The 19463-nt window shown below is 73.9% G+C and carries 17 protein-coding genes and 2 tRNA genes; 10 read left to right on the top strand and 9 right to left on the bottom strand.

Annotated features, from left to right (window positions below; genetic code table 11):
- Positions 1-12: 12 nt before the first annotated feature.
- The 4 genes from ACFYML_RS12270 to ACFYML_RS12285 form a co-directional block, all read right to left on the bottom strand.
- A complete protein-coding gene (locus ACFYML_RS12270) occupies positions 13-1002 on the bottom strand; it encodes a YihY/virulence factor BrkB family protein (RefSeq protein ID WP_387420635.1) in 990 nt (329 codons plus the stop codon).
- On the bottom strand, positions 995-2002 hold the full coding sequence (locus ACFYML_RS12275; protein ID WP_357433179.1) for a diacylglycerol kinase family protein: 1008 nt from the start codon (positions 2000-2002) through the stop codon (positions 995-997). Before ACFYML_RS12275 ends, ACFYML_RS12270 begins: the two co-directional genes overlap by 8 nt.
- Positions 2003-2127: 125 nt before the next feature.
- Positions 2128-2706: a Clp protease N-terminal domain-containing protein gene (locus ACFYML_RS12280; protein WP_387420636.1), complete on the bottom strand. Its 579-nt coding sequence runs from the start codon at positions 2704-2706 to the stop codon at positions 2128-2130.
- Entirely contained in the window at positions 2706-2942 is a 237-nt protein-coding gene (locus tag ACFYML_RS12285; protein ID WP_073836364.1) for an HTH domain-containing protein, read from the bottom strand. Before ACFYML_RS12285 ends, ACFYML_RS12280 begins: the two co-directional genes overlap by 1 nt.
- 111 nt (positions 2943-3053) lie before the next feature.
- Here ACFYML_RS12285 and ACFYML_RS12290 point away from each other — a divergent pair, with 111 nt between their 5' ends.
- The 6 genes from ACFYML_RS12290 to ACFYML_RS12315 all read left to right on the top strand — a co-directional run bounded on the left by ACFYML_RS12290 (position 3054) and on the right by ACFYML_RS12315 (position 11147).
- Positions 3054-3851 (top strand): PP2C family protein-serine/threonine phosphatase, encoded by a 798-nt coding sequence (locus ACFYML_RS12290; RefSeq protein ID WP_387420637.1) that lies wholly within the window; start codon positions 3054-3056, stop codon positions 3849-3851.
- 122 nt (positions 3852-3973) lie between these two features.
- Complete coding sequence (locus ACFYML_RS12295; protein ID WP_387420638.1) at positions 3974-4801, top strand: universal stress protein; 828 nt, start codon at positions 3974-3976, stop codon at positions 4799-4801.
- A gap of 126 nt (positions 4802-4927) precedes the next feature.
- The gene (locus ACFYML_RS12300) at positions 4928-7330 is read left to right on the top strand and encodes a phosphoketolase (RefSeq protein ID WP_387420639.1); all 2403 of its coding nucleotides are present in this window, start codon (positions 4928-4930) and stop codon (positions 7328-7330) included.
- Positions 7282-8208 (top strand): universal stress protein, encoded by a 927-nt coding sequence (locus ACFYML_RS12305; RefSeq protein ID WP_387420640.1) that lies wholly within the window; start codon positions 7282-7284, stop codon positions 8206-8208. Before ACFYML_RS12300 ends, ACFYML_RS12305 begins: the two co-directional genes overlap by 49 nt.
- A gap of 177 nt (positions 8209-8385) precedes the next feature.
- Entirely contained in the window at positions 8386-9393 is a 1008-nt protein-coding gene (locus ACFYML_RS12310) for an Acg family FMN-binding oxidoreductase (protein WP_387420641.1), read from the top strand.
- 80 nt (positions 9394-9473) lie between these two features.
- Positions 9474-11147 (top strand): GAF domain-containing protein, encoded by a 1674-nt coding sequence (locus ACFYML_RS12315; RefSeq protein ID WP_387420806.1) that lies wholly within the window; start codon positions 9474-9476, stop codon positions 11145-11147.
- A 48-nt stretch (positions 11148-11195) separates the two neighbouring features.
- On the opposite strand, the gene ACFYML_RS12320 is transcribed toward ACFYML_RS12315, so the two are convergent.
- Entirely contained in the window at positions 11196-11834 is a 639-nt protein-coding gene (locus ACFYML_RS12320) for a response regulator (protein ID WP_387420642.1), read from the bottom strand.
- 188 nt (positions 11835-12022) lie between these two features.
- Here ACFYML_RS12320 and ACFYML_RS12325 point away from each other — a divergent pair, with 188 nt between their 5' ends.
- Positions 12023-12997: an Acg family FMN-binding oxidoreductase gene (locus ACFYML_RS12325; protein ID WP_387420643.1), complete on the top strand. Its 975-nt coding sequence runs from the start codon at positions 12023-12025 to the stop codon at positions 12995-12997.
- Positions 12998-13060: 63 nt separating this feature from the next.
- Here ACFYML_RS12325 and ACFYML_RS12330 read toward each other — a convergent pair whose 3' ends face one another.
- Positions 13061-14068 carry an NAD-dependent epimerase/dehydratase family protein gene (locus ACFYML_RS12330; RefSeq protein WP_387420644.1) on the bottom strand — a complete coding sequence of 336 codons (1008 nt, stop codon included), beginning with the start codon at positions 14066-14068 and terminating at the stop codon, positions 13061-13063.
- A gap of 900 nt (positions 14069-14968) precedes the next feature.
- Here ACFYML_RS12330 and ACFYML_RS12335 point away from each other — a divergent pair.
- Both ACFYML_RS12335 and ACFYML_RS12340 read left to right on the top strand, forming a co-directional pair.
- The gene (locus ACFYML_RS12335) at positions 14969-17212 is read left to right on the top strand and encodes an MMPL family transporter (protein WP_387420645.1); all 2244 of its coding nucleotides are present in this window, start codon (positions 14969-14971) and stop codon (positions 17210-17212) included.
- A gap of 90 nt (positions 17213-17302) precedes the next feature.
- Positions 17303-17866 (top strand): hypothetical protein, encoded by a 564-nt coding sequence (locus tag ACFYML_RS12340; RefSeq protein ID WP_387420646.1) that lies wholly within the window; start codon positions 17303-17305, stop codon positions 17864-17866.
- A 22-nt stretch (positions 17867-17888) separates the two neighbouring features.
- On the opposite strand, the gene ACFYML_RS12345 is transcribed toward ACFYML_RS12340, so the two are convergent.
- A tRNA-Val gene (locus tag ACFYML_RS12345) sits at positions 17889-17963 on the bottom strand.
- A 58-nt stretch (positions 17964-18021) separates the two neighbouring features.
- Positions 18022-18094 (bottom strand) — tRNA-Gly (locus tag ACFYML_RS12350).
- Between the two features lie 174 nt (positions 18095-18268).
- Between ACFYML_RS12350 and ACFYML_RS12355 the strand changes: the two genes are divergently transcribed.
- Positions 18269-18508 (top strand): DUF6458 family protein, encoded by a 240-nt coding sequence (locus ACFYML_RS12355; RefSeq protein WP_387420647.1) that lies wholly within the window; start codon positions 18269-18271, stop codon positions 18506-18508.
- Between the two features lie 94 nt (positions 18509-18602).
- Here ACFYML_RS12355 and ACFYML_RS12360 read toward each other — a convergent pair whose 3' ends face one another.
- Positions 18603-19421, bottom strand: coding sequence for an isocitrate lyase/phosphoenolpyruvate mutase family protein (locus ACFYML_RS12360; protein WP_387420648.1), 819 nt, complete (start codon positions 19419-19421; stop codon positions 18603-18605).
- Between the last annotated feature and the right edge of the window lie 42 nt (positions 19422-19463).

Consider the following 19463-nt stretch of genomic DNA (forward strand, 5'->3'; position numbering starts at 1 on the left):
GTCAGAGCGCGGTCATCCGCCGGTGTCGAGGACCGCCGCGGGTTCGGCCGCCGGCTCCCAGAGGTCGGGCTGGGCGGGCTCCGCCACGCCGATCCGCATCGCCTCCAGCTGTGCGGCGAAGGCCAGCCCGCCGAAGAGCGCCATCCCGGTCAGGTTGGCCCACAGCAGCAGGGCCATCATCCCGGTCAGCGCGCCGTAGGTCTGCCCGAATCCGTCGCTGTATTTGACGTACGCGGCCAGCAGCAGGCTCGCCAGCCACCAGAGCGCGGTGGCGATGCCGGCACCGAAGAACAGCCAGGACAGGCCGGGCTGCCGGCGCCGGGGCGCGTGCCGGAACAGCACCGCCACGGCCAGCACGGTCAGCCCGAGGCTGAGCGGCCAGCGGATCACGTCCCAGGCGGCGTTGGCGACGCTGCCCCAGGCGTAGTGCCGCTGCACCGACTCGCCCATCGCCCGTCCGCCGACCAGGATGAGGAACCCGGCCAGCGCGGGCACGCCGGCGGTCACCGCGAGGGCGGCGGCGCGGACGTACTTGGCCAGGGCCGGGCGGTCCCGCTCGACGCCGTAGATCCGGTTCGCGCCCCGTTCGATCTGCGCCATGGTGGTGGCGAGCGCGACGAGGCCGGTGAGCAGGCCGAGGGTCAACGCCAGTTCACCGGCGTGTTCGCTGTGCTCGCCGTCGGCCAGCAGCTGCTGCACCACCGACTCGCTCTGGCCGGGGGTGAGCGCGAGCACGGTGTCGGCGACCACCTTGCCGCCCTCGTCGGCGCCGAGGTCGGTGATCAGGCCGGTGAGCGCGATGAGGAACGGCACCACGGCCAGGCAGAGCTGCAGGGCGAGGGCCCGGGAGTGGCTGAACCCGTCGCCGTAGCGGAACCGGACGAAGGCGTCCCGCAGCAGGCACCAGCCGCCGTGCCGGCGCAGGGTGTGCCAGGCGTCGTCGGCGGAGAGTTCGTCCGCCGACATCAGCCGGGTCTCGGGGACCAGCTTGGTGCTACTCACGGCGGGCGTCCTCGACCAGGCGTTCACCGCGCTGACCGGCGGCGTCGGCGTCCACCGACAGGTCGGGGTGGCGCTCCGGCCGGGCCACGCAGAGCCAGAGCGCCGCGGGCCGGATCTCGGCCGTGAGCGAGCGGCCGGGCTCGATCAGGTCACCGTCGAGCTCCCGTGGCTGGGCCCGGTTGCTGGTGATCTCGACCTTCCGGCCCCGGAGGATCTCCATCCGGGGCACCTGGCCACGCCGGCGGACGAGCGCCCAGCCCATGGCCAGCCAGTGGCCCAGCGTCCGGGGGGTGAGCACCGCGACGTCGAGCCAGCCGTCGTCGGGCTCGGCGTCGGTGAGCAGGCGTACGCCGCCCTGGAGGCGGCCGACGTTGGCGACCAGGACCGAGCGGGCCCGGCGGCGCAGCGGCGGGTGGTCGTCGATCCGGATCCAGACCCGCATCGGCCGGTCCCGCAGGTGCTTCACGGCGCCCACGACGTACGCCGGCCAGCCGATCCGTGCCTTGGTGGTCTCCGAGGTGGCGTCGAGCATCTGCGCGTCGAAGCCCATCCCGGCCATCACGGCGAAGCACTGGTCGCCGACGACCCCGACGTCCAGCCGCCGCCTGCCCCGCTCGACGGCGACCTCCAGCCCGGCGGCCAGGTCGCCGGAGAGACCGAGGTTGGCGGCGAGCAGGTTGCCGGTGCCCTGGGGCAGCACGGCGAGCGCCACGTCGGTGCCGGCCAGCGCGGTCACGCAGGCGCGTACGGTGCCGTCGCCGCCGCAGGCGAGGACGACCTCCGCGCCGGCCTTGACGGCTGCCTCGGTCTGGCCGCGGCCCGGGTCCTCGACGGTGGTCTCGTACCAGGTCGGCGGGGGCCAACCGGCGGCGTCGAGGGCGCCGTCCACCGTGCGGCGGAACTGGTCGAGATCGGTCACCTTCACCGGGTTGACCACCACCGCTGAGCGCGGCGCGGCGTTGCCGGCGGTCACCAGCCGCTGGTCCGCTCCACCGTTCACGGCGTCAGTGTGCAGCAACTCCGACGGGTCAGCGAGTCGACGGAGACGGACGTTGCATGGACCGCAAACAGGTTTCAGGACCGCAGTGGCCGGTCGGCGCCGCCGATGGTCCGCGTCGTCGGGCGTCAGGCCGCCGTCCGCAGCGCCGCCTCCACCCGCCGGCGCAGGTCGTCGAGGTCGGCGCCGGCCTCGGTGAGCACCAGCGCGGCCAGGCCGTTGCCCTCGCGGAGCAGGCCGAGCAGGATGTGCTCGGTGCCGATGTGGTGGTGGCGCAGCCGGATCGCCTCGCGCAGGCCGAGTTCCAGCACCTTCTTCGCCCGGGGCGAGAACCGGCCGTCGTCGGGCCGGCGCCGGCCCCAGCGCCGGCGGGGTGGGGGCGCCGCCTCGCGCAGCGCGTCGGGTCCGAAGGACTCCTCGATCCGCGCGACGATCGCCGCCAGGTCGATGCCGATCTCCCGCAGCGCCGCCGCGTCGGCCTCGCCGAGGCCGTCGACGCCGCCGGCCGTGTGCCGGGCCACCGCGGCGCGCAGGTCCTCGGCCCGGACGCCGGCCTGGGCCAGCACCCGGACGGCCAGGTTGTCGCCGTCGGCGAGCACGCCGAGCAGCAGGTGCTCGGTGCCGACGGGGCGCCGGCCCTCGGCGCGGGCCTCGTCGACCGCGTGCCGCACCACCGTCCGGGCCCGGTCGGTGAACCGTTCGAACATCACGCCTCCCAGCTTCCGGGCACCGCCGGTCGCCCGGCGTGCTTCTTGTGGACCGCCTGCCGGCTGACCTCGAGCGCGTCGGCGATCTCCTGCCAGGACCAGCCTTGTCGTCGGGCGTTGTCCACCTGGACCACCTCGAGCCGCTCGAGCAGTCGGCGCAGGGCGAGGACCGCGCGGAGCCCGACCTTCGGGTCGGTGCTGCCGGCGGCCGCCGCGAGTTCCGTCGCCTGACTCATGCTGTCAACATAGGTTGACAGCATGCTCCTTGTCAACCCTGGTTGACACTCGACGGGCCGACACGACCGCGACGCGCCGGGCGCAGCCCCACCTGGTGCTACGGTCCGCTGGTGTTCCGCCGCCGCTCGCTGGACCGACCGGTCGAGGCCGCCCGCCGGCTGACGGTCGGGCGGCTCACGCTGGAGATGGCCGGCGGCAGCGTGGTCGGGCACCACTACCCGGAGAACTTCGACGTGCTGCACGTCGACCCGGAGCTGCCACTGTTCGCGGTGGCCGACGGGATGGGCGACGGTGACGGCAGCCGGATCGCCGGCGCCACCGCGACGAGCACCTTCGTCGAGCGGGTCCGCGCCACCTGGCCCGCCGTCGGCGCGCGCGAGCTGCGCGCCGCGACCGCGGAGACCCAGCTGCGGGTACGCCAGGCCGGGGCGGGACTGGCCGGGCTCACCGGCTGCACGCTGACCGCGCTGGCCGTCGAGCCCGACGGCGGGCAGGGCTGGCTCGTCCAGCTCGGCGACTCGCGGGCCTACCGGCTGCGCGACGGGCTGCTGGAGCTGGTGACGGTCGACCACACCATGGCCTGGCTGGGCGTGGTGCACGGATGGTGGCCGGCCACCTCGCCCGAGGCGGCCCGGGCCCGCTACCAGCTGCTGCGCTACGTCGGCCACCCGGACCGGCCGGAGCCGGACGTGCTGGCCGTCCCGCTGCGCACCGGGGACACCTGGCTGCTCTGCACCGACGGGGTCAGCGACCAGCTCGGCTACCACCGGCTGCGGGACCTGCTGGCCGAGCGGGACCCGGCCCGGGCGGCCCGCGCCCTGCTCTCGGCCAGCCTGGAGGAGGGCGGCGACGACAACGCCACCGCCGTGGTGGTCCGCGTCCTGCCCACCGTGCCCACCCCGCGCTGACCGCCGGCCGCACCCGCGCCTCCCCCGGCGCGGTGACCGGGCCAGTTCCGCCGACCCGGTCCGGGCGGGCACCCGCCACGACTACCGTGGGTGAGGAGTGCGCGGTCGGGAGGTGAGGCGGGATGGCCGCACCCACCGAGGACGCGGTGGTGGTCGGTGTCGGCCGGTCGGACGAGGACCTCCAGGTGGTCCGGACGGCCGCCGTGGAGGCCGCCGCCCACGACCGCCCGCTGCACCTGCTGCACGCCTTCAACTGGGCGGCGGAGGCCGCGACGTCCGCGCCGGGCGGGCCCCGCGCCGCCGCCGAGGACCTGCTGGAACAGGCCGGACAGGTGGTCGCCGAGGCGGAACCGGCGGTGCCGGTGAGCGGTGCGATCGTCGAGGGCTCCCCGGTCGAGGCGCTGATCCGGGCCTCCGAGTCGGCCTTCCTGGTGGCGCTCGGCGACGGCGGGATGGCCGGCTGCACGGACTGCGTACCGACCGACGCGCCGGCCGTGCAGCTCGCCGCCCGGGCCGGCTGCCCGGTCCTGGTCGGCCGGGCCGAGCCGCCGCCGCCCGGACCGGTGCTGGTCGGCGTGGACGGGTCGACGTCCTCCCACACCGCCCTCGGTTACGCCTTCGACTGCGCGGAGCGCCGCGGGGCCCGGCTGCTGGCGATCCGGGTCGTCGAGTCCGGCCGCGCCGGCGACGGCGACGACCTGCTCGTCGAGACGGTGGCCCGGTACGCCACCCGGCACCCCACGGTGGCCGCCGAATGCCACACCGTCCGCGGCGACCCCGGCACCGTCCTGGTCGAACAGTCCCGCTCGGCGCAGGTCGCGCTGGTCGCCGCGCGCGGCGACGAAGCCTGGCGGGGCATGCTGGGCGAGGTCAGCCAGTCGCTGCTCTACCACTCGCCGGCCCCGGTGATCGTCGTCCGTGGACTCCCCCCGGACGCCTACGGGCCATGACGCCCGCCCGGCCCGGGACCTCCGGCCCTGACCGCCCGACCTCCACGGGGCCAAGCTGGACCCGCCCAGGCGGGATATCCGCCTACGGGCTGCAGAAGTCCCCGAGCCGCGAGAGGCTATTGCAGCATGGACACCGCTCTCGACCTGCACAGCCCACTGACCGAAGACGAGCTGCGCCGGCTTGACGCCTACTGGCGGGCGGCGAACTACCTCACCGTCGGGCAGATCTACCTGCTCGCCAACCCGCTGCTCCGCGAGCCGCTCAAGCCCGAGCACGTCAAGCCCCGGCTGCTCGGGCACTGGGGCACCAGCCCCGGATTGAACCTGATCTACGCCCACCTCAACCGGGTCATCGTCAACCGCGACCTGAACGTCATCTACCTCACCGGTCCCGGCCACGGCGGGCCGGCGATCGTGGCGAACACCTGGCTGGAGGGCACCTACAGCCAGCTCTACCACTCGGTGACCCGGGACGAGACGGGGATGGCCCGGCTGTTCCGCCAGTTCTCCTTCCCCGGCGGCATCCCCAGCCACGTCGCCGCGGAGGTGCCGGGTTCGATCCACGAGGGCGGCGAGCTGGGATACGCGCTGAGCCACGCCTACGGCGCCGCCTTCGACAATCCGGAGCTGCTGGTGGCCTGCGTGATCGGGGACGGCGAGGCGGAGACCGGTCCGCTGGCCGGCAGTTGGCTGTCCAACGTCTTCCTCAACCCGGCCCGCGACGGGGCGGTGCTGCCCATCCTGCATCTGAACGGCTACAAGATCGCCAACCCGAGTGTGCTGGACCGGATCCCCGAGGACGACCTGCTCGGCCTGATGCGCGGCTACGGCTACCAGCCCTACGTGGTCGCCGGCGACGACCCCGCCCGGGTGCACCAGAGCCTGGCCGCGACGCTGGACCGCACGCTCGACGAGATCGCCGAGATCCAGCGCCGGGCCCGCTCCGGCGGCCGGGTCGAACGCCCCCGCTGGCCGATGATCATCCTCCGTACGCCGAAGGGCTGGACCGGCCCGCGGGAGGTCAAGGGCAAACCGGTCGAGGGGACCTTCCGCGCCCACCAGGTGCCCATCGACGGCGTACGCAAGAGCCCGGAGGCCCTGGCCGAGCTGGCGCGCTGGCTGCGCAGCTACCGGCCGGAGGAACTCTTCGACGCCACCGGCGCCCCGGTCGCCGAACTGCTCGACCTGCCCCCGAAGGGGGACCGGCGGATGAGCGCCAACCCGGTCACCAACGGTGGCGTGGTGCTGCGCGACCTGAACCTGCCGGACTTCCGCGCCTACGGGGTCGACGTCGAGCATCCGGGCGAGCCGGTGGCCGGCTCCACCGGCGTCCTCGGCCCGTGGATCCGCGACGTGATCACCGCCAACCCGCAGAACTTCCGCCTGTTCGGGCCCGACGAGGTCGCCTCCAACCGGCTCGGCGCCGCCTTCGAGGTCACCGATCGGGCGTTCGTCGGTGCGACGGTGCCCGGCGACGACCACCTCTCGCCCGACGGTCGGGTGATGGAGGTGCTCTCCGAGCACCTCTGCCAGGGCTGGCTGGAGGGCTACCTGCTCACCGGCCGGCACGGCATCTTCACCAGCTACGAGGCGTTCATCCACATCGTCGACTCGATGGTCAACCAGCACGCCAAGTGGCTGAAGGTGACCCGGGGCATCCCCTGGCGGGAGCAGCTCGCCTCGCTGAACTACCTGCTCTCCAGCCACGTCTGGCGGCAGGACCACAACGGCTTCTCGCACCAGGACCCGGGCTTCATCGACCACGTGGTCAACAAGAAGGCGGAGGTCGTCCGGGTCTACCTGCCGCCGGACGCCAACACCCTGCTCTCCACCATGGACCACTGCCTGCGCAGCCGGCACTACATCAATGTGGTGGTGGCCGGCAAGCAGCCGGCGCCGAACTGGCTGAGCATGGACGAGGCCATCCAGCACGCCCGGCGCGGCCTGGGCATCTGGGACTGGGCCAGCACCGACCAGGGCACCGAGCCGGACGTGGTGCTCGCCTGCGCCGGTGACGTGCCGACGCTGGAGACGCTGGCCGCGGCCGACCTGCTCCGGCGGCACCTGCCCGAGCTGAAGGTGCGGGTGGTCAACGTGGTCGACCTGATGCGGCTGCAGCCGCCCTCCGAGCACCCGCACGGCCTGCCGGACTTCGAGTTCGACACCATCTTCACCCGCGACAAGCCGATCATCTTCGCGTACCACGGCTACCCGTGGCTGATCCACCGGCTCACCTACCGCCGGACCAACCACGACAACCTGCACGTGCGCGGCTACAAGGAGGAGGGCACCACCACCACGCCGTTCGACATGGTGATGCTCAACGACCTGGACCGCTTCCACCTGGTCATCGACGTCATCGACCGGGTTCCCGGGCTCGCTTCGCGCGCCGCCCACCTGCGCCAGGACATGGTCGACGCCCGGCAGGCCGCTCGCGACTACACCCGCGAGTACGGCGAGGACGACCCCAAGGTCGCCGAGTGGCGCTGGATCCGGGAGACCGAGCTCGGCCTGCGAGGCGGGCAGTGAACCCGGTCGACGTCAGCCGCGACGAGATCCTGGTCGGCTACGACGGCTCCGCCGACTCGACGGTGGCCCTGAACTGGGCACTGGACGAGGCGGGCCGCTCCGGCCGGCCGGTCCGGCTGGCGTACGTCTTCGAATGGCTGACGGTGACCGGCTGGATCGGACCCGGGGTGGCCCCGGGGATCTGGCCGGACGAGACCGCCCGGCGCAAGGTCGAGGAGCTGGTCCGCAAGGCGGCGGCGGACGCCGTCGCCGAACGGCCCGGCCTCACCGTGACCGGCGAGGTCTTCGACGGCCCGCCCGCCCTGGTGCTGCAGGAACGCTCCGCCGACGCGGGGCTACTGGTGCTCGGCAGCCGGGGCCACGGCGGCTTCGGCGGCCTGCTCGTCGGCTCCACCGCGGTCTCCGTCACCGCCCACGCGCACTGCCCGGTGGTGGTGGTCCGGCAGGGGCAGGTGGCCATCTCCGGGCCGGTCGTGGTCGGCGTGGACGGCTCCGAGTCCTCCCTGCGGGCGCTCGGCTTCGCCGTCGAGCGGGCCGCCCAGCGGGACGTGCCGCTGCGGCTGCTGCGGGCCTGGGCGCCACCGGCCGAGCGGTGGGTGGATCCCGGCTCCGGGCCGGAGGAGACCGGGGCCACCGAACGGGCAGCGGCCGAGGAGAGCCTGGCCCCGTGGCGGAAGACCTTCCCGGACGTCCCGGTCGAGATCCAGTCGAGCCCGGGCAACGCGGCCGCGCTGCTGGTCGAGGCGAGCCGTGCGGCGCAGTTGGTGGTGGTCGGCAGCCGGGGCCGGGGCGGGCTGCGGGGGATGCTCCTCGGCTCGGTCAGCCAGCAGCTCATCCACCATGCGAGCTGCCCGGTGGCGGTGGTCCGGGAACGCTGAGCGGCGACGCGGGTGGCCGGACCGGGCAACGAGGCTGCTCGGCGTCGGTCGAAGGGCCCGGGTAGGCGGGTCGTGCGGCCCGTGCGACCGCCCGCCGGAGGCCAGAGGATGGGGCGGCAAGGCCGCCCGGACCCGGGCGGGGTGGGGCACGATGAGGGAAACGGAAAGGTCGTGACGATGAGCCACGAGACGCCGACCACCGACCGGGCGCTGACCACCGCGCTGACCGAGGCCGCCGCAACGTCCGGTCGCGCCCCCTCGGTGCACAACACCCAGCCATGGCGCTGGAAGGTGCTCCCCGACGCGCTGGAGCTGCGGATGGTGCGGGAAGCCCGGCTCACCGCCACCGACCCCGAGGGCCGGCTGGTGACCCTGAGCTGCGGCGCGGCGCTGCACCACGCACGCGTGGCGCTGGCCGCCGAGGGCTGGACGGCGCTGGTGGATCGGCTGCCCGACCCGGCGCAGCCGGAACTGCTCGCCCGGCTCACCGGGTTCCGGCACACCGGGGCGGATCCGGACGCGATGCGCCTCGTGCAGTGCATGCAGGTCCGGCACACCGACCGCCGGCCGGTGCGCGAGGAGCCACTGCCCGGCCCGGCCCTCGACGAGATCGTGCGGGCGGCCCTCGCGGAGGGCGTACGGCTCGAGGTGCTGGACTCCGACCAGGTGATGGAGCTGGCCGCCGCGGCCGGGCAGGCCGCCACGGTGACGGCGGAGGACCCGGAAACCCGCGAGGAGCTGGAGTACTGGACCAGCCGGGCCGGCACCGGCACCGGGCTACCGCCCGAGGTGCTGCCCGAGCAGGCCCCGCAGACCACCGTGCCGGCCCGGGACTTCGGCCGTCCCGGCACGCTGCCGATCGGCCGCGGGCACGACCGGGCGGCCGTCTACGGGATCCTCTGGAACACCGAGGACGAGCCGGACAACTGGCTGCGCGCCGGTGAGGGGCTCTCCGCCGCCTGGCTGACCGCCACCCGGCTCGGCGCGTCGATGGTGCCGCTCAGCGGCGTGGTGGAGGTGGCGGGCACCCGGCAGACCGTGCGCCGGCTGCTGGCCGGACTCGGCTTCCCGTACCTGGCGCTGCGGCTGGGGCTCGCGGACCCGGCGCACGCGGGGCCGCCGCACACCCCGCGCCTGCCCACCGAGGAGATCGTCGACACCTCCGCGGTACGCGCCGGCGCCTAGCGATCTCGTCCCGGCGATAACATCGCCCGGTGGCCAGCGCACCGGCTCCCCGGAACGAGCACGTCACCCCGTCCCTGGGGCTGACCCCGCTGTCCCGGGTCCGGCTCGACGAGCTGCTGCAGGAGATGCTCGACCGGGTCGGCGAGGTGGTGACCAGCCGGGAACGGCTGCGCGCCCTGCTCGATGCGGTGGTCGGCATCGGCACCGACCTCGACCTGCGCAGCACCCTGCAGCGGATCGTGCAGTCGGCGTGCGAGCTGGTCGGCGCGAAGTACGGCGCGCTCGGCGTGATCGGCCCGGACCGGCTGCTGCACGACTTCATCATCCACGGCATCAGCGAGGAGCTGCACGCGAAGATCGGCGAGCTGCCGCACGGCCGCGGGGTGCTCGGCCTGCTCATCGACGACCCCCGCCCGGTACGCATGCCGGACATCACCCAGCACCCCCTGTCGTACGGCTTCCCACCGCACCACCCGCCGATGCACAGCTTCCTCGGCGTGCCGGTGCGCATCCGCGACCACGTCTTCGGCAACCTCTATCTCGCCGAGAAGCAGGGCGCGGCCGAGTTCACCGAGGACGACGAGGAGATCGTGGTCGCGCTGGCCGCCGCGGCCGGCGTCGCGATCGAGAACGCCCGCCTCTACGCGCTGGCCCACCGGCGGGAACGCTGGCTGGCCGCGACCGCCGAGATCACCTCGGTGCTGCTGGGCGAGGTCCGGCGCACCGACGCGCTGACCCTGGTGGCCCGGCGGGCCCGGGAGGTCGCCGAGGCGGAACTGGCCCTGGTGCTGCTCTACGACGAGGACGAGGGCCAGTTCACCGTCGAGGTGGTCGACGGCACCGACGGGGCCGCCCGGGACCTGGTCGGTGTGGTGCTGCCCGCCGCCGAGACCAGCTTCGCCGGCTCGGTCACCGAGCGCCGCCACGAGCTGCTGGCGAGCCTCGCCGAGGCCGCTCCCTGGCCGCGGCCGGTGGTCGCCGGGCCGGCGGTGGTCTCCCCGCTCGCCGCGGCGGACGCCCTGCACGGCGTGCTGGTGATCGCCCACCGGCCGGACCACGGTCCCGTCGGCGAGGACGACGCCGCGCTGCTGAACAGCTTCGCCGGGCAGGCCGCACTGGCCATGGAACGGGCCCGGGGCCAGGAGGAACGGGAACTGCTGGTGGTGCTGGAGGACCGCGAACGGATCGCCCGCGACCTGCACGACGTGGTGATCCAGCGGCTGTTCGCCACCGGCCTGCAGTTGCAGAGCACCGCCCCCGTGGCGATGCGGCCCGAGGTGGCCAAGCGGATCAACCAGGCGGTCGACGACCTGGACGCCACCATCCGGGACATCCGCCGCACGATCTTCGAGCTGCGCACGCCGATGAGCGCCGCGCTGCGCACCGAGATCCGCGAGGCGATCGAGGTGGCCGCCGAGTCGCTGGGCCACCGCCCGCACCTGGAACTCAGCGGCCCGATCGACAGCGCCGTCCCGGACGAGCTGCGACCCGAGCTCACCGCCGTGCTGCGGGAGGCGCTGTCCAACGCGGTACGCCACGCGCAGGCCGACCGGGTGTCGGTGACGGTACGGGTCGACGCCGGCTGGGTGACCGTCACCGTCACCGACGACGGCGTCGGCTGCGACCCGGAGGCGGCCCGCAGCGGCCTGGTGAACCTGCGCGAGCGGGCCGATCGGCTCGGCGGCGACTTCCAGCTCAGCCGGGTGGTCCCGCACGGCACCGAGGTGCGCTGGAGCGTCCCGCTGCTCGACTGAGCCGCGGGGCAGCTCAACCGCGGCGCGCGGGCCGGGCGGCCGGCGCCGTCAGTGCCGCTGGCCGAGCAGCCGGGTGGCCAGCACCGCCGCCTGGGTACGCCGCTCCAGGCCGAGCTTGGCCAGCACGCTGGAGACGTAGTTCTTCACCGTCTTCTCGGCGAGGAACATCTTGCCGGCGATCTCCCGGTTGGTGAGCCCCTCCGCCACGTACTCCAGGATCCGCCGCTCCTGCTCGGTGAGGGACTTCAGCTCGCGCGGCTGCTCGACACCGCTGCGGATCCGCTCCAACACCCGAGTGGTGATCGCCGGGTCGAGCAGCGACTGCCCGGCCGCCACCCGGCGGACGGCGTCCACCAGGTCGGTACCCCGGATCTGCTTCAGCACGTAGCCGGCGGCACCCGCCATGATCGCCGCGAAGAGCGCCTCGTCGTCCTCGTACGAGGTGAGGATCAGCCCCTTGATCGAGGAGTCCACGGCCCGGATGTCCCGGCACACGTCGATGCCGTTGCCGTCGGGCAGCCGGGCGTCGAGGATCGCCACGTCGGGGTGGAGCGCCGGGATCCGGCGGGCGGCCTCCTGGGCGGAGCCGGACTCGCCGACCACCTCGATGTCGCCGCTGCTGGTGAGCAGGTCGGCAAGGCCACGACGGACGACCTCGTGGTCGTCGAGCAGGAACACCCGGATCATCCGTCCTTTCTACCCCGCCGGCCCCGGCTCGGCACGGGCCGAAGGTCCCTACCGTGCCGCGTCGCCGCAGGCGGACGGGCCCGCCCAGGTGGGGACCTCCGGCCCTGCTCGCGAGGCTGCTGGTTGCCGCACAGTGGGAGGGAACCAACCGGAAGGTGGGCACGACCTGCCACGGAAGGAGCACCACCATGACCACGGGGTTCACCGTCGAGCAGCTGCGGGCCGCCGCCACCGACGCCGTCCGGGCGCCCTCCCTGCACAACACCCAGCCGTGGCGGTTCCGGCTGCGCGACGGCGGGATCGAACTCTCCGTCGACCCGCTGCGCCGGCTGCCCGTCACCGACCCGAGCGGCTGGGGCACCCGGATCGCCTGCGGGGCGGCCCTGTTCAACCTGCGGCTGGCGCTCGCCGTGGCGGGCACGCCGGCCACGGTCCGGCTCCGCCCGTACCCCGCCGACCCGGACGTGGTCGCCCGGCTGGTCCCGGACCTGCCGCGCCGCCCGACTCCCGCCGAGCAGAGCCTGTCCGCGGCCATCCACCGCCGGTTCAGCAACCGGGCTCCGTTCTGGCCCGATCCGGTCCCCGCCGAGGCCCGCTGGCGGCTCGGTGAGGCCGCCCGGGCCGAGCAGTGCTGGCTGGAGCTGGTGATCGGCACCGGCGCGGTCAACGCGCTCGCCGAGGTCGCCCGCAGCGCCCACCGGGTCCTGGAACGCGATCCGGCGTACGCGGCCGAGCGGGCCGAGTGGATGCGCGCCGAGCCCTCGCCCGACGGCGTACCGACCGCCGCGGGCGGGCCGCCGAGCGAGCCGCAGGACCTGCTGCCGCAGCGCGGCTTCGGCGGCCGCAACCGGGCACCCGGCCGGGACTTCGAACCGGAGCCGCTGGTCGCCGTGCTCGGCTCGACCGGGAACACCGCCGCCGACCAGGTCATCGCCGGCCAGGCCCTGCAACGGGTGCTGCTCACCGCCACCGACGCCGGGCTCAGCGTGTCGCTGATCTCCCAGCCGATCGAGGTGCCCGGGGCGCGGGAGGCGCTGCGGCTGTCCCTGGGCCGGTTCGGCACCCCGCAGATGGTGATGCGGATCGGCTACGGCCAGCCCGGCACCGCCACCCCGCGCCGCCCCGTCGACGAAGTGCTCGACCTGCCGGTGGTGCCGGCCTGACCCCGCCGCGCCCGGTCCGGGTTCTGGCCTGCGCAGCGCGGCGGCCAGCAAGTCCGGCGCTGGTCAGGCCGTCGGGGTGAACCCGGCCAGCAGCTTCGCCTCCCGCTCCGGGTCGAGCCCGACCGCCGCCCGGGCCGGCCGCCCGGCGCGGGGCGGCACCTGGCCCACCGCCCGCAGCCAGCGCCAGGTGTCGGCGACCGTCTCGGCCACCGGCCGGCAGACCAGCCCCGCCGCGTACGCCCGCTCCACGCCCCGCTCCTGCAACCATCGGTACGGGTGGCCCGACGGAATCCAGATCGGCAGGTCGTTCCAGGGCTCCACGCCCGCGGCCAGGATCGGCGCCGGGTCCGTCCAGTGCAGGCTGGCGTCCGCGCCGGTCGCCACGACGGCCGCGTCGAGCAGCTCACCCATCGTCGCGTGCCCGGTCCGGCTCACCACGTTGTACGCCCCACCGACGCCCTCGGCACCTCGATCCAGCAGCCAGATCGCAAGGTCCCGCGCGTCGACGTACTGCAGCGGCAGGTCGCGTGGCCCCGGAGCCAGGACCGGCCCGCCCCGGGCGATCCGCTGCAACCACCACGGCAGCCGCCCGATGTCCTCGCCCGGCCCGAGGATCAACCCGGCCCGGGCCAGCAACGCCCGCTCGCCGTACACCTCGACCGCGGCCCGCTCCCCACCCGCCTTGAGCTGCGGATAGTCGCCGTCGACCGCGTCGGCCGCAGCGTCGACGGTCGGCGCCTCCTCGCCCACGCCGGGCGGCACCGGCTCGGCGTAGACCGACCCGCTGGAGACGTAGGCGTAGTGCGGCGCCGCGTCGGCCAGCGCCCGGGCCGCGTCCCGCACAGCCCGGGGCGCGCCGTCCCAGGTGTCCACGACCAGGTCCCACTCACCGCCGGCGAGCGCCGCCAACCCGTCCGGCGCCGTCCGGTCCCCCCGCAACCGGCGTACGCCCACCGGCACGTCACCGTGCAGCCCCCGGTTGAACACCGTCACCGACCAGCCCCGACGTGCCGCCTCGGCCACCACGGCCCCACCCACGAATCCCGTCCCGCCCAACACCAGCAGTCTCATACGCCCCACCCTGCCCCCTGCTCGACCCGTCAGTGAGCAACGTTCACGGTGAGCGGATCTGCCCACGGCAGAAACCCTCCGCCGGCCGGCCGAAGCCGGCGCTCCTGGAGATCCCTGCCTCGCCCCCGTTGCCCGGCCCCTGTGGCCTGGCCCCTTGGGCTCTGGCCGGGCGCTTCCGGCCTCCCGGCGGCCCCTTGCACTGATCGACTGCCCAGCCCCGCCCGACCTCCCAAGCTGCGGCTGGGCCCTATTCGACTCCGTTTACGCGACGTGGCGGTATCGACGATGTGGGATACCGCCGGGTACGCGACCTGGAGTGGATCAACAAGCTGGGCCGTCATTCCAAGCGCAACTGCCACTGGCTCTCCTCCAACGCCGCGATGTCCGGCGGAGTGGGTGGATTGCTGGCGGGCCTGCCTTCGGTCCGCCGGGTGGGTGCTCAGGGCGCACTTTGGCCGAAAGTGCGCCCTCGCGGCGCTCTGAGCGGCCACCTTCCCCGAAAGTGTCGCCTCGTTGATGCAGGAGGTGCGGTGTCGCGTCGTTGGTGCGCGGGGTGCGGTGATCGACTTCGTGTGCGGCGTGTGGTTGTGCCGTGGGCGATGGAGCCGCCGGTTGCGGGATCTGGAGTGGATCAACGGGGGCGGGCCGGGCGCACGGCGGGGCTGACCGGCGCAGGCCTCCGTGCGTCCCGGGACGGCGGCTGCTGTGGACGGCGTCGAGGCGGCCTCGAGGACCGGTTGCTTCAGTCGATCGCCGGAGCTCGACGGCGTACGCCACGAGGACGAGCGGCGGTCGAACTGGCGACGAGGCGCGTGGTGGGGCGCGCGGACCACAACAGGCGTTCATCAAAGACGGCGGAGGCCGACATTGACCAGGGAACGGGCCAGGGAAACGAAGAGCGTGGCTGCCCGTGTCGGCGGGTGGAGCGCACGTCACCGGTGGTGGGCGATTCTGCTCTGGCTGGCGTTCGTGGTGCTCGCCACGGTCGTCGGCAACGCGGTGGGCACCACCCCGATGAAGAGTTACGAGGGCCAGAACGGCGACTCGCGGCGGGCCCAGCAGATCATCGACGAGGCCGGCTTCCCGGACGTGGCGGGTGAGATGGTGCTGGTCCAGGCCCGCGACGGGCGGATCACCGTGGACAGCCCCGAGTTCCGCCAAGCGGTGCGGGACGTCGCGAGCGCGGTCCAGGCCACCGGCCAGGTGGAGCACCTGCGCACGCCGTACGACCCGGCCGCGCCGGCGCCGCGGACCGCCGACGGGATCACGGCGCTGGTGCTGTTCGACATGACCGGCGCCGGGGACACCGCGGACGAGCGGGTCCAGCCGGTCCTCGACGCGGTCGCCGGCGTCCAGGCCCGGCACGCCGACCTGCGGGTGGAGCAGGCGGGCGCGGCCAGCATGCAGCGGCTGGCCGGCGTGGCGGTCAACGAGGACTTCCAGCGGGCCGAGGCGCTGTCGCTGCCGATCACCGCGATCATCCTGCTGATCGCCTTCGGCACCCTGCTGCCCATGCTCATCCCGCTCGGGGTGTCGATGACCGCGTTCTTCGCCGCCACCGGCCTGCTCGCCCTGGCCAGCAAGGTGCTGCACGTGGCCGACACGACGACCAACCTGATGCTGCTGATCGGGCTGGCCGTGGGCGTGGACTACTCCCTGTTCTACGTACGGCGGGAGCGGGAGGAGCGGGCGAAGGGACGGTCGAAGGAGCGGGCGCTGGAGATCGCCGCGGCCACCTCCGGCCGGGCGGTGCTGATCTCCGGCGTCACCGTGATCGTGGCGATGGCCGGCATGTTCCTCACCGACCACGGCGTGTTCATGGGCTTCGCGCAGGGCACGATCCTGGTCGTCCTGACCGCCATGGTGGCCTCGGTGACCGTGCTCCCGGCGACGCTGGCGGTGTTCGGCGACGCCGTCGACGCCCGGGTGATCCACGGGATCGTCCGGGTGGTCACCCGAGGCCGGGTCACCTGGGCGCGGCGGCTGGGCGGCCGGGCCGGCGGCGGCCGGGCGTGGAACGTCATCCTCACCGGCGTGCTGCGCCGTCCATGGCTGTCCACCGTGCTGACCGTGGGCGTGCTCGTCGCGCTGGCGGTGCCCGCCGTCGGGATGCGGCTCGGCCAGCCCGGCATCGACGACCTGCAGGGCGACTATCCGATCGCGGCCACGTTCAAGGCGATCGACCGGGCCTTCCCGGGCGGCAACGAGCCGGCCACCGTGGCGGTCCAGGCGCCGGACGTGTCCAGCCCCGCGATGCAGGAGGCGATCGGACGGCTGAAGGATCGGGCGCTGGCCACGGGCGTGGCGCACGAACCGGTGAGCGTGCAGGTGAATCCGGCGAAGACGGTGGCCACCGTCTCGCTGAGCATCGGCTACGGCGAGCAGGGCCGGAAGTCGGTGGCGGCGCTGCGGGACACGATCGTGCCCGAGACCGTCGGCGCGCAGCCGGACACGCAGGCGTACGTCACCGGCGCCATGGCCGCCACCGTGGACTTCAACCGGCAGATGTCCCGCACCGCTCCGCTGGTCCTCGTGTTCGTGCTGCTGTTGGCGTTCTTCCTGCTGCTGAGCAGCTTCCGGTCGATCATGGTGGCGATCCAGGCGATCGTGCTCAACCTGCTGTCGGTGGCCGTCGCCTACGGCGTGCTGGTCCTCGTGTTCCAGCACGGGCACGGCGCGGACCTGCTCGGCTTCACGCCGGGGGCGATCGTCAACTGGCTGCCGCTGTTCCTCTTCGTCATCCTGTTCGGACTGTCGATGGACTATCAGGTCTTCATCCTCAGCCGGATCCGCGAGGCGTACGACAGCGGGATGTCCACGGAGCGCGCGGTCACCCACGGCATCAAGGCATCGGCGGGCGTGGTCACCAACGCCGCGCTGATCATGGTGGCGGTGTTCGCGGTGTTCGGCACCATGTCGCTGCTCAGCTTCAAGCAGATGGGGGTGGGCCTGGCGGTGGCCATCCTGATCGACGCCACCATCGTGCGCGCCGTCCTGTTGCCGGCCACCATGAAGCTGCTCGGCGACCGGGCGTGGTATCTGCCGAGTTGGCTCAACTGGCTGCCCACGCTGTCGCACGGCCAGGTGGCCGAGGAGAAGGAGGAGCAGCCGGCGCCCGCCCGCGAGGCGGTCCCGGTGAGCTAGAGGGTGGCGGCGGACCCGCGCCACGGCGTCGCGGCGCGGGTCCGCCGCGGTGCCGACTGTCACCGGGTGGGCCGGTGGTTAACTTCCGGCATGAACATTGTCTGCGGTGACGACTCGGCGCGGATGTGGATCGCCGCGGTCCCGCCCGCGGGGCCCGACGAGCTGAACATCGTCCTCGGCCTCGACACCCGTGGCGGCCCCGACGAACGGGTGGCGTGTGACCTGTTCGGCTACGGGCACGAGGGCGAGGAGGGAGTCTTCTACCTGCTGCCCGACGACCTGCGGGCCACGGTCGAGCTGACCGGCTCGCGCCTGGGTGTCCGACTGGTGACCCGACCACAAAGGATGGCCGAGAGCCTCGCCGAACACGGTGTGGAGTTCCGGCGGTCTGCCGCGGACGTCGCCAACGAGACGATCGACGGGGGCCAGGTGACCGTCCTCTACCGCGAGATCGACATCGATGTCGACGCCCTCGCCGCCTACCCGGGGCTTCTCCCCGGGCCGGATCATCGCCCCGCGATGACTGAGGACGGCGAGGCCGGTGGGCTACGCCCGGTCTTGTGCCTGGACCACGCGGGCCCGGCCACCCTGCCGGAGCTGTTGGACAGCTACCGGGCGGGCGAGGGCAGCATCATCGTGCTTGGCGCCGACTGACGCCGGGTCCGCTGACAACCGTTGGTGGGCGATACTGGGTTTGAACCAGTGACCTCTTCCGTGTCAAGGAAGCGCGCTCCCACTGCGCCAATCGCCCGAGCGCTCGCCGGGGTTCACACACCGGCGGCGGCCAACCCCGCGAGGGGTGGATCGCGAGCGGACGACGGGATTCGAACCCGCGACCCTCACCTTGGCAAGGTGATGCGCTACCAGCTGCGCTACGTCCGCGTTGTCACCGGCTCGCGTCGGCGACGAGTAGAACTGTACCCGATGACAAGATCGCCGCGCGGGAGGCCCCACCCACCCGCGCGGCCGGGTCGCCACGCCTGGTGATTGCGCTGGTCGCCGTCGGGGTACTGACTGCACTCGACAGCACAACCCGTCCCCCCGAAGGAGGCTGTCGTGGGAATCGGTACCAGCATCTTCCTGATCGCCGTCGGCGCGATCCTCACCTTCGCGCTGAACGCCCACATCGGCGGGGTCAGCCTGGACATCGTGGGCTGGATCCTGATGGCGGCCGGCGTACTCGGCCTGATCATGACCACGCTGGTCTGGGGTCGCCGCCGCGAGGTGGTCACCACGGCCGAGCCGGCGGAGTACCGGCGGGTCGAGGAGCGCCGGGACGTCGCCCCGCCGCTGTGACCGTCGAGGGGCCGAGGGAACCGGTCGGTCCCGGGACATGAGGTACGCGTACAGGGGTGCCGGCCAGCGCGGCCGGCACCCCTTCCCGGCCCGGTCAGCCGCGCATCAGCTCGTTCAGCGTGCCGTAGTCGAGGGCGTCGGCCAGCGCGCCGTACGTCCCGGTGGCCAACGCCTCGACGGCGGCCCGGCGGGCCACCCCGTACGCGGCCTCGGCGACCGAGGAGCCGAGGCTGACCCGGGCCACCCCCAGCTTCGCCAGCTCCGGCACCGCCGGGGCTCCCGGCCCGGCCAGCACGTTCAGCGGGGCCGGGATCGCCTCGACCAGGGCGGCCACCGTCGCCGGGTCCACCGTGCCCGGCACGAACACCCCGTCGGCGCCGGCGGCCAGGTAGGCCTTGGCCCGCGCCACCGTCTCCGGGACGCCACCGGCGCCCCGCAGGAACGTGTCGACGCGCGCGTTGACGTACAACGGGATCCCGGTCCGGTCCGCGGCGGCCCGGACGGCGGCCAGCCGGGCACACTGCTCGTCGACCGCGCGCAGCGGCGTCTCCCCGTCGTGCCGGGCGTCCTCGACGTTCACCCCGACCGCGCCCGCCGCGATCACCGCCTCGACGGTCACGGCGACCTCGTCGGCGGTGTCGCCGTACCCGGATTCGATGTCGGCGGTGACCGGCAGCGGCACCGCCGCGACGACCCGGCGGACCAGGTCGACGGCGGCCGCGCGGCCGAGCGCGTCGCCGTCCGGGGCGCCGAGGCTCCAGGCGACGCCGGCGCTGGTGGTGGCGACCGCCCGGGCGCCGGCGGCGGCGACGATCCGGGCGCTGGCGGCGTCCCAGGCGTTGACCAGGACCAGCGGCTCGCCGGGGACATGCAGGGTACGGAAGTGCAGCGCTTGACTGTGGTGATCGTTCACCCGACCAGTCTGGGGCCAGGCCGCCGGCCGCCGTAATGTTTC

The sequence above is a fragment of the Micromonospora sp. NPDC007230 genome (assembly GCF_042869115.1).
GTDB lineage: Bacteria > Actinomycetota > Actinomycetes > Mycobacteriales > Micromonosporaceae > Micromonospora.